Annotated in this window: 13 protein-coding genes and 1 pseudogene; 4 read left to right on the top strand and 10 right to left on the bottom strand. The window is 54.3% G+C overall.

From position 1 onward, the window contains the following. Nucleotides 1-8: 8 nt before the first annotated feature. Both glpX and fpr read left to right on the top strand, forming a co-directional pair. Nucleotides 9-1,019, top strand: a complete 1,011-nt coding sequence (gene glpX / locus BJP61_RS00510) for a class II fructose-bisphosphatase (RefSeq protein ID WP_171997557.1) — start codon at nucleotides 9-11, stop codon at nucleotides 1,017-1,019. 93 nt (nucleotides 1,020-1,112) lie between these two features. Continuing rightward, nucleotides 1,113-1,859 (top strand): ferredoxin--NADP(+) reductase, encoded by a 747-nt coding sequence (gene fpr, locus BJP61_RS00515; RefSeq protein ID WP_038866103.1) that lies wholly within the window; start codon nucleotides 1,113-1,115, stop codon nucleotides 1,857-1,859. Here fpr and BJP61_RS00520 read toward each other — a convergent pair whose 3' ends face one another. Continuing rightward, the gene (locus BJP61_RS00520; RefSeq protein ID WP_075193919.1) at nucleotides 1,860-2,279 is read right to left on the bottom strand and encodes a DUF805 domain-containing protein; all 420 of its coding nucleotides are present in this window, start codon (nucleotides 2,277-2,279) and stop codon (nucleotides 1,860-1,862) included. 114 nt (nucleotides 2,280-2,393) lie between these two features. Between BJP61_RS00520 and BJP61_RS00525 the strand changes: the two genes are divergently transcribed. Together BJP61_RS00525 and tpiA are read left to right on the top strand one after the other, a co-directional pair. Beyond that, nucleotides 2,394-2,993 carry a YiiQ family protein gene (locus tag BJP61_RS00525; RefSeq protein WP_171997559.1) on the top strand — a complete coding sequence of 200 codons (600 nt, stop codon included), beginning with the start codon at nucleotides 2,394-2,396 and terminating at the stop codon, nucleotides 2,991-2,993. A gap of 106 nt (nucleotides 2,994-3,099) precedes the next feature. After that, entirely contained in the window at nucleotides 3,100-3,867 is a 768-nt protein-coding gene (gene tpiA, locus BJP61_RS00530) for a triose-phosphate isomerase (protein ID WP_038866110.1), read from the top strand. 60 nt (nucleotides 3,868-3,927) lie between these two features. Here tpiA and BJP61_RS00535 read toward each other — a convergent pair whose 3' ends face one another. The 9 genes and pseudogenes from BJP61_RS00535 to BJP61_RS00575 all read right to left on the bottom strand — a co-directional run bounded on the left by BJP61_RS00535 (nucleotide 3,928) and on the right by BJP61_RS00575 (nucleotide 15,390). Then, on the bottom strand, nucleotides 3,928-4,335 hold the full coding sequence (locus BJP61_RS00535) for a DcrB-related protein (RefSeq protein ID WP_038866112.1): 408 nt from the start codon (nucleotides 4,333-4,335) through the stop codon (nucleotides 3,928-3,930). 588 nt (nucleotides 4,336-4,923) lie between these two features. Beyond that, nucleotides 4,924-5,364, bottom strand: coding sequence for an SMI1/KNR4 family protein (locus BJP61_RS00540; RefSeq protein WP_171997561.1), 441 nt, complete (start codon nucleotides 5,362-5,364; stop codon nucleotides 4,924-4,926). 308 nt (nucleotides 5,365-5,672) lie between these two features. Further along, a complete protein-coding gene (locus BJP61_RS00545) occupies nucleotides 5,673-6,206 on the bottom strand; it encodes an SMI1/KNR4 family protein (protein ID WP_161581003.1) in 534 nt (177 codons plus the stop codon). Between the two features lie 372 nt (nucleotides 6,207-6,578). Next, nucleotides 6,579-6,737 carry an SMI1/KNR4 family protein gene (locus BJP61_RS21595; RefSeq protein WP_346341555.1) on the bottom strand — a complete coding sequence of 53 codons (159 nt, stop codon included), beginning with the start codon at nucleotides 6,735-6,737 and terminating at the stop codon, nucleotides 6,579-6,581. Between the two features lie 191 nt (nucleotides 6,738-6,928). Further along, the gene (locus BJP61_RS00555; RefSeq protein WP_171997563.1) at nucleotides 6,929-7,222 is read right to left on the bottom strand and encodes a hypothetical protein; all 294 of its coding nucleotides are present in this window, start codon (nucleotides 7,220-7,222) and stop codon (nucleotides 6,929-6,931) included. Between the two features lie 403 nt (nucleotides 7,223-7,625). Then, a pseudogene (locus tag BJP61_RS00560) lies at nucleotides 7,626-9,680 on the bottom strand (RHS repeat-associated core domain-containing protein); the annotation flags it as partial. A gap of 123 nt (nucleotides 9,681-9,803) precedes the next feature. After that, nucleotides 9,804-10,049 carry a hypothetical protein gene (locus BJP61_RS00565; protein WP_171997565.1) on the bottom strand — a complete coding sequence of 82 codons (246 nt, stop codon included), beginning with the start codon at nucleotides 10,047-10,049 and terminating at the stop codon, nucleotides 9,804-9,806. 432 nt (nucleotides 10,050-10,481) lie between these two features. Continuing rightward, a complete protein-coding gene (locus BJP61_RS00570; RefSeq protein ID WP_161591558.1) occupies nucleotides 10,482-10,832 on the bottom strand; it encodes a hypothetical protein in 351 nt (116 codons plus the stop codon). 7 nt (nucleotides 10,833-10,839) lie between these two features. Further along, nucleotides 10,840-15,390, bottom strand: coding sequence for an RHS repeat-associated core domain-containing protein (locus tag BJP61_RS00575; protein ID WP_171997567.1), 4,551 nt, complete (start codon nucleotides 15,388-15,390; stop codon nucleotides 10,840-10,842). Nucleotides 15,391-15,392: the final 2 nt, after the last annotated feature.

The following is a 15,392-nucleotide window of genomic DNA, read 5'->3' on the forward strand; positions in this document are numbered from 1 at the left end:
AAAGAGTCATGAAACGAGAACTTGCCATCGAATTTTCACGCGTTACCGAAGCGGCGGCGCTGGCCGGGTACAAGTGGCTGGGACGCGGCGATAAAAACCTTGCTGACGGCGCTGCCGTCAACGCCATGCGCATTATGCTCAATAAAGTCGATATCGACGGGCACATTGTGATTGGCGAAGGGGAAATCGATGAAGCGCCGATGCTCTACATCGGCGAGAACGTCGGCACCGGCACCGGCGACGCCGTAGATATTGCCGTAGATCCTATCGAAGGTACGCGCATGACGGCGATGGGCCAGGCCAACGCGCTGGCGGTGCTGGCCGTGGGCGATAAAGGCAGCTTCCTGAACGCGCCCGATATGTATATGGAAAAGCTCATCGTCGGCCCCGGCGCGAAAGGCGTTATCGATCTTAATCTGCCGCTTGAGCAGAACCTCGCAAACATCGCCGTCGCGCTCAATAAACCCCTTCACGAGCTCACCGTCACTATTCTCGCTAAACCGCGTCACGATAGCGTCATCGCGCAGATGCAGCAGCTTGGCGTGCGCGTCTTCGCCATTCCTGACGGCGACGTGGCGGCATCTATCCTGACCTGCATGCCGGACAGCGAAGTGGACGTGCTGTATGGCATCGGCGGCGCCCCGGAAGGCGTGGTGTCCGCCGCCGTGATCCGCGCGCTGGATGGCGACATGCAGGGCCGTCTGCTGGCGCGCCACGTGGTTAAGGGCGACACGCCGGAAAACCGCCGCATCGGCGAGCAGGAACTGGCGCGCTGCCAGGCGATGGGCATCGGGGCGGGCAACGTGCTGAAACTTGACGACATGGCGCGCAACGATAACGTGATTTTCTCAGCGACCGGCATCACCAAAGGCGACCTGCTGGACGGCATTACCCGCAAGGGCAACATCGCCACCACCGAAACGCTGCTGATTCGCGGCAAATCGCGCACCATTCGTCGCATTCAGTCCATTCACTATCTCGATCGCAAAGATCCGGAGATCCAGACGCACATCCTCTGAAAGTTTGTCTGAATGAGCTTTCCGGCCCGCCCGGGCTGGAAATGGCGCGCTTCTCTGGCGAAGATAAAGCAACAGTTAACACAGGAGCGAAACATGGCGGATTGGGTTACAGGTAAAGTGGTTCGGGTTCAGCACTGGACCGATTCTCTCTTCAGTCTCATTGTTCACGCCCCTGTCGCGCCGTTCACCGCCGGACAATTCACCAAGCTTGGCCTTGAGATAGACGGCGAGCGCGTGCAGCGCGCCTATTCTTACGTCAACGCGCCGGGCAATCCGGATCTGGAGTTTTATCTGGTGACGGTGCCGGAGGGCAAACTCAGCCCGCGACTGCACGCGATGCAGCCCGGCGATGAAATAATGGTGGTGAGCGACGCGGCGGGCTTTTTCGTGCTGGAAGAAATCCCCGAGTGCGAGACGTTATGGATGCTGGCGACCGGTACCGCTATCGGCCCCTACCTGTCGATTCTCCAGGAAGGCAGCGATCTTGAGCGTTTCAAAAACATCGTGCTGGTCCACGCGGTGCGCTACGCCCGGGATTTAAGCTATCTGCCGCTGATGCTGGAGCTGCAACAGCGCTACGAAGGTAAGCTGCGGATACAGACCGTCGTGAGTCGTGAAACGGTCTCCGGCTCGCTTACGGGCCGCGTGCCGGCGCTGATTGAAAGCGGCGCGCTGGAAGCGGCGGTCGGGTTGCCGATGGACACCGCGACCAGCCACGTGATGCTGTGCGGGAACCCGCAGATGGTGCGTGATACTCAGCAACTGCTGAAAGATACCCGCCAGATGGCGAAGCATTTGCGCCGTCGTCCGGGCCATATGACGGCGGAGCACTACTGGTAATCAGCGGTACTTCACCTCGCGGGTCTCTTTCCCGTATTTATTTTCGCCCTGGGTGCCGAGAAACGCGCCCAGGTCCAGCACCATCATCACCATAATGAGCGTCGGGATAAAGCGTCCCACGGCCCACTGCCAGATGCCGCCGAGCACCGCCCAGTTCCCGGCGAGCAGCATCCACGCGAGGATCATCAGGAGCGCCCAGGCGCCCGATTTACCGCGATCGTGGAGGCGTTTTACCACCACCGCCGCCGTTGGCCACAACATGCAGACCAGCATAAATGCTGCCATTTGCGTGTTCAGCAAATTGTTACCGGTCAGGGTGAAAAGAATAATCATCAACGCCACCCAGAGCGCCATCCAGGCCCAGAAATCACGGCGGCCAATACGGCCTTTAAATGAGAACAACCACTGCTGAAGGGTCATAACCTAAACCTTACTGTGTGCGTGGCGCACAGTTTACCCTGGTGCGGACGGGTTTTGACAAGCCAGCCCGATATCGTTTTAATCCCTGTGATACGCAACCGGGAAAGGTGAATCATGAAGCCGCTGTTTTATCTTCTTTTTCTGACGCTGCCGCTGGTAGCGCGCTTCGCCGATGCCGAAACCGACCCGGAGACCCTGACGCCGACCGCGCCCTATCTCCTGCCCGGCTCGCCCACGTTTGACCTTTCCATCTCGCAGTTTCGCGAGCACTTTAACGCCGATAACCCTACGCTGCCGCTGAATGAATTCCGTGCCATCGACGTGAAAGGCGATAAGGTTAACCTGATGCGCGCGGCCAGTAAGATCAACGAAAACCTCTACGCCTCGACGGCGCTGGAGCGCGGCACGCTGAAAATCAAAAGCATACAGATGACCTGGCTGCCCATTCAGGGGCCGGAGCAAAAGGCCGCGAAGGCGAAAGCGCTGGACTATATGGCGGCACTGCTCAGAAGCTTTACGCCCAAAATGGGCAAAGCGCAGAGCCAGCAGCGGCTGACGCGGCTGCTTAACGAAGGCAAAGGTAAACGCTACTTCAGCCAGGCGGAAGGCGCGATACGCTATGTGGTAGCGGACAGCGGCGAAAAAGGGCTGACCTTCGCTGTTGAACCGATTAAGCTGGCGCTATCGCAAACGCTGGAAGGGAGCAATAAATGACAAAAAGCAAAGCCTTTCCAGAGACGAATCTCTATACTGTTTCACAGACCGCGCTGCCCACGGGGCAGCAATATTCCTTAATTCGCTTAGCGCGTGGAGAATGAAAATGCGACATCCTTTAGTGATGGGTAACTGGAAACTGAACGGCAGCCGCCACATGGTGAACGAGCTGGTAGCTAACCTGCGTAAAGAACTGGCTGGCGTGAGCGGCTGCGGCGTTGCTATCGCCCCGCCGGCGATGTATCTGGATCTGGCTAAGCAGGCCGCCGCAGGCAGCCACATCATTCTTGGCGCCCAGAACGTCGACGTTAACCTCTCCGGCGCGTTCACTGGTGAAACTTCCGCTGAAATGCTCAAAGATATCGGCGCGAAATACATTATTATCGGCCACTCTGAGCGTCGTACCTACCACGCGGAATCTGACGAGCTGATCGCGAAGAAATTCGCCGTGCTGAAAGAGCAGGGTCTGATCCCGGTACTGTGCATCGGTGAAACTGAAGCGGAAAACGAAGCGGGCAAAACTGAAGAAGTGTGCGCGCGCCAGATTGACGCCGTCCTGAAAACTCAGGGCGCCGCTGCTTTTGAAGGCGCAGTGATTGCTTACGAACCGGTTTGGGCTATCGGTACCGGCAAATCCGCGACCCCGGCGCAGGCCCAGGCGGTTCACAAATTCATCCGTGACCACATTGCCAAAGCCGATGCGAAAATCGCCGAGCAGGTTATCATTCAGTACGGCGGTTCCGTTAACGCGTCCAACGCGGCAGAGCTGTTCACCCAGCCGGACATCGACGGTGCGCTGGTTGGCGGCGCTTCTCTGAAGGCGGACGCTTTCGCGGTTATCGTGAAAGCCGCTGAAGAAGCGAAAAAAGCCTAAGCCATAACGCCGCTCCTTCGGGGCGGCGTTTTCACTCTTCCCTTCCCGCTTCCCTCTGTTTTACCGCTCTGCCGTCTGCACGCGCGACGCCTGCTGACGATGAAACTTAATGCTTTGCAGGATTTCCTGATACTGCTGGTGATGCGACTCAAGGAATTCGCCAACGCAGGTGCCGCTATAACACACCATTTTTTTGCCCTCTGGCGGATCGTTTAACAGGATCACCGTCTGGCGCTGATACACCGTCGCATTGTCCTCCAGATACTGCCAGAACATATCGACGGCCGGCTCGCCGTCAATAAGCGTCATCTCCGTGGAGATCAGGCGGAACTCAGGCAGGGACGTTTCCATTTCTCTGACGATGCGGGCGGCGACGGCATGAACCTTATCATCCGCATTGGCAGAGGCTCGGGAAACCACAAAGGTTAATTCACTAACGTTACTGTCACTAACGGGGAATAAATTCATAACTTATCTTTATCTATTTCGTGCGTAACACACTTTGCTACCTGTAAAAAAGAGAACACGACACCGCACGGGTGACCGCCATAATAAAAATCGCACATTTCTAATGGGTGTATTTGAGTTAAGACAGAACTCATTTCCGGCAGAGGATAACGCGTTTCGTCAGGCAATTAAAAGACCTGACGGCAATTTCCTGCCTTATGTGAAATTTGTTGTTTATAGACAGTAAGTTACTGAATTTTTTATGTATGAGGACAGGACAAATTCAGCCTGTCATTTCGTTTTACTGTGCATACGATCAGGATAAATAAGCGATACGGTGAAAGATAAGCATTAATTGATAAATTATAAGATGCCGTTGACAGACTGTTCGCTTTCAAAATATGAGTAATAACAGAAAACCCCTGCTATGAGTGTTAAAAAACCAGGTGAATAGCCTTATTAAGGCGATAACTTAACGCGTTGGCGCACTCGCGAAGGGTTAAACTCTTTTTTGGGGCACGCAAAAGTATAAGCCTCTTCGCGTAGTACTCGCCGCAAACAGCAATGTCGGCATTCGCCCGGGGCGCATCGCCACCCCGTTAACCCCATTCAGCGCCGGTATAGCGCGCTTATAAAATCATCAAAAGAATCTGCAACTTCAAAGAGATCATCCCCATCTTGCGCATAGATATATATGCAGCCGTAATCGCTTTCTTTTAGTGACAGGAAAACGGTGTTACCGCCGTTATCGTAAGCGAACGGAACAAACTCCTTTTCATGCCAGGGGCCATAATCACTGTCAGAAGGAGAAATAGTTCCGATATCCGTAATGAGTTCCTCAATGGTGAGCTCGCCATATTTTACGGGATTAAAACCACCGATCGGTATTCCCCACCGGCCCGCCTCAACATCCTCCTCGCCTAAAGAACTGCCGTTAATCCGTAAGTAATGGTCTTTGAAGGAATCTGGTAATGGCCCGGTAAAGCCCTTTGCAAATTCGATAAATTCGTTTTCATCAATGTGCTTTTCAGCATCGACTAACTCAACCATATAGTGTTGCTCCTGAGGAAGGTCATACCTGAAATAACCCTGCTGCTATAACGCGTTTATATCCAGAAAAGATCGCTTGAGTATAATATCAACGACTGAAGAAACCCTCGATAAAACAGCATTATTTTTCTTCGTGAAAGGGTTAAAGCGCCCGGTAAATTATCATGAGGGAATAACAAAATCCCGACTCCCGGTCGCTCTGCTCGTTCTGCTCAAAGCGCGGCATATTGTTTTAAAGGCCCGTGTATTCGATGATGTTGCAGAGGAAAATCTATAAATACAAAGTATTAATCATGACAGATGTACTTTCAGAGGCTCTGCCAAAAATCTTGATTTACAGCGCCAACTGCACCTGCAACCTCTGAAACAGTACCTTCTTTCAAAAAAAGTGTGCCAACGCCTCTTACAAATAGTTCGAAAGTCTTCGAAATCTCTTCTTTTTCAAATTGGTAGGATTCTCCGCTCATACCATAAATTTTATTATTATTGTTATTCAGCAAAATGGTATAAGGATCACAAATAGCAATTACAATAACACTCTCAGGTCTTCTATGACCCAACCACCAGTGATTGAACTCGTTTTCTTTATTTAGTTCAATTAAGGTGTTTACATAATCCTCACCCGTTCCAAAAGCAACATTCCCGAGAGAGAAATTATCAAGATCATAAGTCTCCAAAAATAGTAAGAAATCATTACATATTTTAATATTAAGCTCTGACTCCAGTTTTGATAAGTTAGCAAGAGCGCTGGCCCTCTTTTTAAGAATCAAATCATCCATTTCATCATGATACGGATAGAATTTTTCACGCAATTTTTTCTCTATATCTAAAATTGTTAGCAACTCTGCCCCCCCTTTTTTTAAATTTTTATTTTAAACAAACGTGCATTTTTTCTCACGCCTGAAAGATAGTTTCAAACCTACGCTAAAAATAGAATTTAACGATGAAAGAGGCACATTCAACCTAAAAAATTCACTATGCATTTCTTCGAAGGAACTATAAATATTCCAAAGACTCTTTAATTTCACCAATCAAAAATCTGCGAAATTCTTAGTCACGATTTTTTACTGCCATCTCTCTTGAATGATAAGTCTGTTTCCAACACCGGCGCCTCGCCATCATTCTGGACAGACATGTCAATAGAAAATAGCGGGTCATAACCAGAGGATTTTATCAAAATCATATTGTTATCAATATCGCCAAGTTCCCTGGCCTTAATACCTGACAGCAAGTGCAGATTGTGCGGCCAGGCCTAACTTTGAGATGCCATAAAATGACCCTCCATTAAATGACAATGTCCCATATTTTTCTAAGAACAGTTTGTAGGTGTAAGGAAAATTTATTTTGAGCTCTTGCTCATAAATTCTAATTATCTCGTCAGTGGTATGACCCCTTTGTCGAGTTTTTCGCCGCTTTTGCTAATTAATATGTTAAACTCATCATAAACATCATTCATGTTAGCCTCTTAAAACCCCAGTATTTATGTTCCAATAAGCCCCAACTATTATTAGATAGCATTATATTTTAAGCCAAGGAAGATTTAAAACCTTCCCCGACTTTTAATTCAATTCAGAAATATTTTCTCGATGTATTCGTTTATTCTTGTATTGATATTTGAAATTTTTATTTTATCATCACCAGAATAAACCCCCAAAGCTCCCTCCAGGTTATCATGAAGAACTAAAAGATCATACGCCAGCAATTTTGGGATAAACTCTTCACTCTCATAAAAAGCACTAGCTTTATCAAGTGATTCATATAGCCTATTAATAATACCTTCATCCAACTCATCTGCTAATCTGATTTTTTCCACCACATCAATAATTACTTCATTAAAGTCAAATTTATTATTACTCATAGCTCACCTATTTAATAATGTTTATCGCGCTGGCTGGAACAGGTGCATCAAATAACACTTCCGCTGAACCTTTAGCCAACCGCCTTGCAAAATCATTACCCAGCAGATCAAGGCCTTTAGGCGATGATATATCAATTACACCACCGGGGACTTTACTCAAATCAATCTCTACAATTCGATTCCCTGTTTTTGCTGCCCATTTTTCAGCAATACTCAACTCTTTTGTTGCAGATATAAATTGCGATGGAGAACGACTTCCTGAAGTTACATGTCCCGCAGCAGTCTTTATATTACTCGGATTAAGTGAAGATAGGCCTGATAATGGATCTTCATCAGACCTAATGACTCTATAGACTTTCCCATTATTTATGCGTTCAAATTCACTAGTCGCCGCACATGGTTTTAATCCCAACGGATCAATATACGAAAATGGGTTCTTAACGTAAGCATAAGTATTTATCCCGCCCGCTAACCCAATCGGATCCATCTGGGTGTAACGCCCCGCCACCGGGTCGTAATAACGGAACAGGTTGTAGTGCAGCCCGCTTTCCCGGTCGAGGTACTGGCCCTGGAAACGCAGGTTCTGCGGCACCTGCCACTGCGGCACGCTGAGCTCACGTTCTGTTTCGCCCCAGGTACTGAACTGCCCGCGCCAGACGGTCTGGCCGTCCGCGTCCGTCACCCGCTCCGGCAGGCCGTTGAGTTCGGTGTGGTACCAGTAAATTTCGCAGTCGTCGAAGACGCTGTCCACCCGCGCCAGCGGCTCGTAGCTGCCCTCGGTGTAAACGTACTGAACGTAGTGGTCCGGCTCGCGGTCGCTCTGCTCACCGGCGAGCTGTAATCCCTGCCAGTCGAAGCGGATGGTTTCCGGGTCTTTCTCAGCGTAACGCCAGAGCACCTTATGAGTACGTCGCCCCAGCGGGTCGTAGCGGTATTCCACCTTTCTGAACTCGGCATGACCGGTGAAGGTGATTTCCTTCACCCGCTGCTCATCGTCATACGTGAAATGCTGCACCACGCCGTTTTTATCCTGACGGCGCGTGAGCCGCCCGAACCCGTCATAATCGAGCTTCAGCCCGTCGAGGCGCAGCAGCAGGTTGTGCCACACCGGGTTGCGGTGCTCTTCGGTGCGGTTGCCTGCGGCGTCCCAGAAGAAGCGCTCTTCTTTCTGCGGTTCGACGGCTTTTGTCACCTGCCCTGCGGCGTCGTAGCCCCACAGGTACTGGCTGTATTTTTCGCCCGGCGTGGCGGGCGTCGCGTCGGTGTGTATCTGCTGGACTATCTGGTCGGTGCGGTCCCAGCGGTAGCGACGTTCAAACACCAGCTCGCGGCGCGCATCCAGCACCGTGCGCTGCGTGACGCGCCCCGCGGTGTCGTAGCGCGTTTCCTGCGAGAGCGCGCCCTGGCTGCGGGATATTTCCCGGTGCAGGCGGTCGCGACCGTACGCCGCCAGCGTGTGCGTCGCCCCGCCGTGGCGCAGCTGCATCTCCAGCAGGTGACCGGTGCCGTAGCGCAGCGCCGCCAGCTCGCGACCGTCCGGGAACCGCGTGCTGCTGAGTTTGCCCAGCGCGTCGTACTCGTACGCAAACTTCCCGCCGTGGTTCTCCTCGCTCACCAGCTCGCCCGCCGCGTTGCGGGTGAAGACCAGTACAGCATCCCACTCGGGCTCCCGCTCTTCCAGCAGCGCGCTGCGCCATTCGGCGCGGGTGGCGCGGCGGATTTCCAGCGACAGCGTGTTGTGGCGGTACTCGGTGCGGTGGTCGGCGGTTTCCCGCGCGGTCAGGCGCCCCAGCACGTCATACTCAAACGCGGTGACCAGCGGCGCCTCCCCGCTGCCCGGCAGCGGATGGCGAATCACTTCCGTCACCTGGCCCAGCGCGTCGTGGCGGTACTCCGTCAGGCGGCCCGCGTAGTCGCGCTGGCCCGTCAGCCGGCCCGTGGCGTCATACTCAAAGCGCCAGCTCTCGCGGTTCGGGTTCACCAGCGTCGTCAGGCGGCCGAAGCGGTCGTAGCGCAGGCGCGTGAGGTGGCCCGCCGGGTCGGCGGCGCTAACCACCTGCCCGCGCGCGTTGCGCGTGACTTTGCGCTCGCGCAGCCCGTCGTCGTCCTGCCCGCACAGCAGCCCGGCGCTGTCATATTCGTAGTGCGTCTCGCGGCCGTCCGCCCGCCGCCAGGTGCGCAGACGCCCCGCCGCGGTGAGCGTCCAGCGGTCGGTGTTGCCTTCGGCGTCGCCCGCGCTCAGCGGTCGTCCCGCCGCGTCGTACAGCCGGTGGCTCTGGTTGCCGGAGCAGTCCTCGTCGCGCACCAGCTGCCCGCGCTCGTTCCACCAGAAACGGTGCGTGTTCTCCAGCGCGTCCGTCTGCTTCACCAGGTCGCCCTGCTCGTTCCACTCAAAGCGCGTCACGCCGCCTTTCGGGTCGGTGAGTGAAACCACGTCGCCGCGCGCGTTGTACTCATGCAACGACGTATGGCAATTAGATGGGTGGATCTATCAGGTGGGGCAGGTAATGAAGAAGGTTAAGAACCCTTGGGTTTAGTGGGCTAAGGATAAACCGGGAGATATAAACCTCCCGATACAGAATTACTCATAAACCTTTGCAGCCCTTAAAATATCAGCAATAAATGCCCAATTAACATTATCATCGGGGACTGGTAAGTTTTTATTTAAATAATATCCATCCATGTCTTCTATCCAGGATGCCATCGCTTCAAAATATGAAGGTAAATCCTTATTTTCCCATTCACTTAAATTGCCTTTCGCATCTGAAGACAAGAACTCAATAAGTTCAATAAGATCTTGCCTGGTCTTTATTTCCTTAGAGTTCATAAAATATCACCCCAACATTTTCTTTATTTCATTACCCAACTTGAGGATGATTTAATTATCATCTTTTTTTAATATCTCACACATTTGTTTAGAAAAACTCACCAGGCGAAACGCATTCAAACGGAAGTTTATCAAGCTGGTCAATTTAAATACAGATAATCTATGGTGTTGTGGAGCCCATATCTTTAAGTATCCTTTACGGCATGAGAGTTTGGGTTATAAAATCTATTAGACAAATTTTCAGAGCACCACATTAATAACAACAGCCTTTTTGACCTCATACTTAATCTATCAAAAACAATCACAGCACTATTCAACTAAGACATTAAAGATAAAAAGACATATACTCATTAATTTACGATTCCGTAAAATCCATGACACTAATTAAATTGCTTTTAATTAATCAGGGGCGCCCATGTCGCCCCTACATCCTTATTTATAAACGCCTTTATCTTCTGCTTTTTCTATAAAAATATCTTGCAGGCTACCTTGTATTTCTTCATTTTTATAAGTAACGATAAAGTCATCTTCTATTCCATCTGGAAAGTGGGATCCATCAAGCGTGCCAAAGATAACTGAAGCACTGTCAGCAATAGCCAGATCTATAAAGGCAAAAACAAATTCTTTCTCTTTTTCACTGAGTTTTGCAAGAGCATTCCTGGCACGAGAATATGTGTCATCATCATTATTTGCTGGCTTATCTAGAAGTTGCCTATAGCGCTTTGAATTCTCTTCAAGCAGCTCCCGAAATATTGAATCTACAACTTTCTGGTCAAGCTTCATATCTTCCTCACTTTCTTAGTTCAGGATACATTTTTTTATTTAAATCAATAAGCTCTTGCAATTTAGCATTTGGTATATCCGGATATACTCTCCTAAGCTCTCTAATATCTCTAGCAATTACATCACGAGCATTCGTAAAAGGAAGACCAGTTTTCTTGTTAATACTGCTACGCGATACGATGCCCACACCTTCTTTGGAGACTGTATGACCTACACGTGGTACTAATATAGCTGGAGCTGTCGCAGGATCATATCCTTCTATAAAATCCTTCATTATATTCTTCTGACCAACATGGTGTGAATCCAGGCCTAAATTTAACCCTTTGACAGCATTTTTATTTGCCTGATGAGAATTAACATCCCATTTTTCAGGTTTACATGCTTTCAACCCCAACGGATCCACCCACACCAGCGGATCACCCACATAACTGTAGGTATTAATCCCGCCCGCTAACCCAATCGGATCCATCTGGGTGTAACGCCCCGCCACCGGGTCGTAATAACGGAACAGGTTGTAGTGCAGCCCGCTTTCCCGGTCGAGGTACTGGCCCTGGAAACGCAGGTTCTGCGGCACCTGCCACTGCGGCACGCTGAGCTCGCGTTCTGTTTCGCCCCAGGTACTGAACTGCCCGCGCCAGACGGTCTGGCCGTCCGCGTCCGTCACCCGCTCCGGCAGGCCGTTGAGTTCGGTGTGGTACCAGTAAATTTCGCAGTCGTCGAAAATGCTGTCGACGCGCGCCAGCGGCTCATAACTGCCCTCGGTGTAAACATACTGAACGTAGTGGTCCGGCTCCCGGTCGCTCTGTTCACCCGCCAGTTGCAGGCCCTGCCAGTCAAAGCGGATGGTCTCCGGGTCTTTCTCACCGTAACGCCACAGAATCTTGTGAGTACGTCGGCCAAGCGGGTCGTAGCGGTATTCGACCTTTCTGTATTCCGCATGACCGGTGAAGATAATTTCCTTCACCCGCTGCTCATCGTCATACGAGAACTGCTGGATAAGGCCGGATTTGTCCCGCCGCTGAACCAGCCGGCCGAATCCGTCGTAATCCAGCTTCAGCCCGTCGAGGCGCAGCAGCAGGTTGTGCCACACCGGGTTGCGGTGCTCTTCGGTGCGGTTGCCGGCCGGGTCCCAGAAGAAGCGTTCCTCCTTCTGCGGTTCAACGGCTTTCGTCACCTGGCCCGCGGCATCGTAGCCCCACAGGTACTGGCTGTACTTCTCGCCCGGCGTGGCGGGCGTCGCGTCGGTGTGTATCTGCTGGACTATCTGGTCGGTGCGGTCCCAGCGGTAGCGGCGTTCAAACACCAGCTCGCGGCGGGCATCCAGCACCGTGCGCTGCGTGACGCGTCCTGCGGTGTCGTAGCGCGTTTCCTGCGAGAGCACGCCCTGGCTGCGGGAGATTTCCCGGTGCAGGCGGTCGCGGCCATACGCCGCCAGCGTGTGCGTCGCCCCGCCGTGGCGCAGCTGCATCTCCAGCAGGTGCCCGGTGCCGTAGCGCAGCGCCGCCAGCTCCCGGCCATCCGGGAACCGCGTGCTGCTGAGGTTGCCGAGCGCGTCGTACTCGTACTCAAACTTCCCGCCGTGGTTCTCCTCGCTCACCAGCTCGCCCGCCGCGTTGCGGGTGAAGATGAGTACGGCATCCCACTGCGGTTCGCGCTCTTCCAGCAGCGCGCTGCGCCATTCGGCGCGGGTGGCGCGACGGATTTCCAGCGACAGCGTGTTGTGGCGGTACTCGGTGCGGTGGTCGGCGGTTTCCCGCGCAGTCAGGCGCCCCAGCACGTCATACTCAAACGCGGTGACCAGCGGCGCCTCACCGCTGCCCGGCAGCGGATGGCGAATCACCTCCGTCACCTGGCCCAGCGCGTCGTGGCGGTACTCCGTCAGGCGGCCCGCGTAGTCGCGCTGGCCCGTCAGCCGGCCCGTGGCGTCATACTCAAAGCGCCAGCTCTCGCGGTTCGGGTTCACCAGCGTCGTCAGGCGGCCGAAGCGGTCGTAGCGCAGGCGCGTGAGGTGGCCCGCCGGGTCGGCGGCGCTCACCACCTGCCCGCGCGCGTTGCGCGTGACCTTGCGCTCGCGCAGCCCGTCGTCGTCCTGCCCGCACAGCAGCCCGGCGCTGTCATATTCGTAGTGCGTCTCACGGCCGTCCGCCCGCCGCCAGGTGCGCAGACGCCCCGCCGCGGTGAGCGTCCAGCGGTCGGTGTTGCCTTCGGCGTCGCTGGCGCTCAGCGGTCGCCCCGCCGCGTCGTAGAGCCGGTGGCTCTGGTTGCCGGAGCAGTCCTCGTCGCGCACCAGCTGCCCGCGCTCGTTCCACCAGAACCGGTGCGTGTTGTTCAGCGCATCAGTCTGCTGAACCAGGTCGCCCTGCTCGTTCCACTCAAAGCGCGTCACGCCGCCTTTCGGGTCAGTAAGCGAGACCACATCGCCGCGCGGGTTGTATTCGTACTGCCAGGTGGCACCGTCCGGCAGCACTTCCTTCACCGGGAACGCGAACACCGGGTGCCACGTGGTGAACGTGCTGTTACCGAGCGGAGCGCGCACTTCCGTCAGGTTGCCGTGCTCGTCATAGCCATATACCCAGCGGCTGCCGTCCGGCGTGGTGGCCGCGGTCAGCAGCTCGGCATAATCTGCCCACTCGTAGCGCCACACGCCGCCGTGGCGGTCGGTGTATTCCGTGATGCGGTAGAGGAAATCCCAGCAGTGGCGCGTCGAGAAACCCGCGTCGCAGCTTACCGTGGCGCAGCGTTTCGCCTCGTCGGCATCGATGCGCCAGCGCTCCAGCACGTTGTCCTGGTCGTCCAGCACCTGATAACCGTACACGCGCCAGTTCGGCGCATCGGCGGCGGGCTGCCACTGATAATGCACGCTGAGGTTGGTGGAGTAGCTGTGCCAGCCCATCATGTCGCTGGCGCGATCCCAGCCGAAGCGGCGCGTGACGATGCCGTCCGCGTCGGTCACGTCAGTCAACTGGCCGTGTTCGTTATAACCGTAAGTCACCAGCAGGCGGCGCTCGCCGTTGCATACCTGATGCACGCTGGCGAGACGGCCATGCGTTTTCTCATACGCAAGTTCGACATCCAGCGCTTCGTTGTCGCCGGAAATCCGCACCAGCCTGCCGTGCTCGTCCCAGCTGTAGTACTGGCAGTTCTCGTGACGATCGTAGATGCGGAACAGCCGCCACTCGCCCGGACGCGTCGGGTCCGGTTCGTAGACGTGGTATTCGCCGCTCGTCATCTGGAGCATCAGCGTGCCGCTGACGGTGTAATAGAGCGTAACGCCGTCTTCGAGATAATCCACCACGTCGCCGGGGGTCAGCTCGCCCAGGCCCAGATCGCGGCCCGACATATCGCGCCAGATAAATTCGTTGTTCTCAAGGCGGAAGAAGCGGGTCTCAAACGGCAGCAGCCAGCCGGTGCCGAGCATACCGGTCGCCAGATTGCGGCTGTTGTAGACACGCTGCCAGATGAGCGGAATGCGGTCTTCCAGCGTGAAATCGCGGTCTTCGCCGCCCGCGAGGATTTTCGCGCCGCTGGCGATATCCACCGGGTGCTGCGTCTGGCGCGATTCGCTGCCAATGCGTCCCGCCTGAAGCAGGGCAATCGTCGTCAGCCCCATGGTGAAATCAGAAAGAAGCTGGCAGCAGAACATCTTGCCCATGCGACGGTTGAATATCGCCCTGAACAACCCTTTGCTGAGATTGCGCAGCAGCCCCGGCCCGAGGCTGCCGATGGCGTTACCGATAAGCCGCGCCCAGAAATTCTTACCGCTGCGGATATCGCGCACCACGATGCTCTCGCCGCCGATGTACACGCGGGAGTTTTCTTTGACCTGGACTTTGGCTTCGCAGGTGCTGCGGTCGCCGTTGCGACTCGCTGGCTGCCCGTTAATCAGCACTTTTTTCGAGCCTTCCGCCAGAAAGTTGGTGCCGGTGGCCATATGGCCTTTAGTGCAATCGACGGTATCGCCCGGCGCAGCTTCGGCGTAAGGGCTGGCGCCCTCGACCACCGGCTGGGTGAGGTTATCCCAGACGCCGGTCGCGAAGTTTTTGATGGTGCTTCCACTGTTTTTAGCGACGGCTTTCGTTCCCGCCCATATCTCATCCATGGTGGGCATAGTAATCTGCGTCAGCTCAAGAATATCGATAGCCATGCCCACCGCCATCTTTTTAGCGGCGTCGAAAAAGCTCTCTTGCGGAACGGGGTTGTTGAGATAGTTATGATCGACGGTACCTGCCGCGCGCGCTGCCGCTTTGCGCATAATGAAAACGTTGGGAGAACCGCTGCTGATAGTGGCATCGGGCGGGCCGCCCCCGCCAAAAAAGTTGCTGATGGCGTCAACGCCCTTACCGACAAAATCACCGATCTTTTCCGGCCAGTCGGTCGCATAGGCGACACCAATAACCGCCACGCCTATCACAGCGGTAAACGGGTTCGACATGAGGGCCATGCCTCCCGCCAGCGCGGCGAGACAGATGGCCCCCTCCACCACGCCGCTAACCACATCGGCAATCAGAGAGCTGTGAACCAGCGGATCGTGAATACGGGCAGCTAACAGTTCGGACACGC

Origin of the sequence: Cronobacter sp. JZ38 (assembly GCF_008932145.1) — a bacterium.
GTDB classification, from domain to species: Bacteria; Pseudomonadota; Gammaproteobacteria; order Enterobacterales; family Enterobacteriaceae; genus Cronobacter; species Cronobacter muytjensii.

Coding starts and splice junctions, on each gene's coding strand:
- tpiA (WP_038866110.1), top strand. CDS start 3,100: ATGCGACATCCTTTAGTGATGGGTAACTGGAAACTGAACGGCAGCCGC.
- BJP61_RS00535 (WP_038866112.1), bottom strand. CDS start 4,335: ATGAATTTATTCCCCGTTAGTGACAGTAACGTTAGTGAATTAACCTTT.
- fpr (WP_038866103.1), top strand. CDS start 1,113: ATGGCGGATTGGGTTACAGGTAAAGTGGTTCGGGTTCAGCACTGGACC.
- BJP61_RS00555 (WP_171997563.1), bottom strand. CDS start 7,222: ATGAGTAATAATAAATTTGACTTTAATGAAGTAATTATTGATGTGGTG.
- BJP61_RS00525 (WP_171997559.1), top strand. CDS start 2,394: ATGAAGCCGCTGTTTTATCTTCTTTTTCTGACGCTGCCGCTGGTAGCG.
- BJP61_RS00520 (WP_075193919.1), bottom strand. CDS start 2,279: ATGACCCTTCAGCAGTGGTTGTTCTCATTTAAAGGCCGTATTGGCCGC.
- BJP61_RS00540 (WP_171997561.1), bottom strand. CDS start 5,364: ATGGTTGAGTTAGTCGATGCTGAAAAGCACATTGATGAAAACGAATTT.
- glpX (WP_171997557.1), top strand. CDS start 9: ATGAAACGAGAACTTGCCATCGAATTTTCACGCGTTACCGAAGCGGCG.
- BJP61_RS00565 (WP_171997565.1), bottom strand. CDS start 10,049: ATGAACTCTAAGGAAATAAAGACCAGGCAAGATCTTATTGAACTTATT.
- BJP61_RS00570 (WP_161591558.1), bottom strand. CDS start 10,832: ATGAAGCTTGACCAGAAAGTTGTAGATTCAATATTTCGGGAGCTGCTT.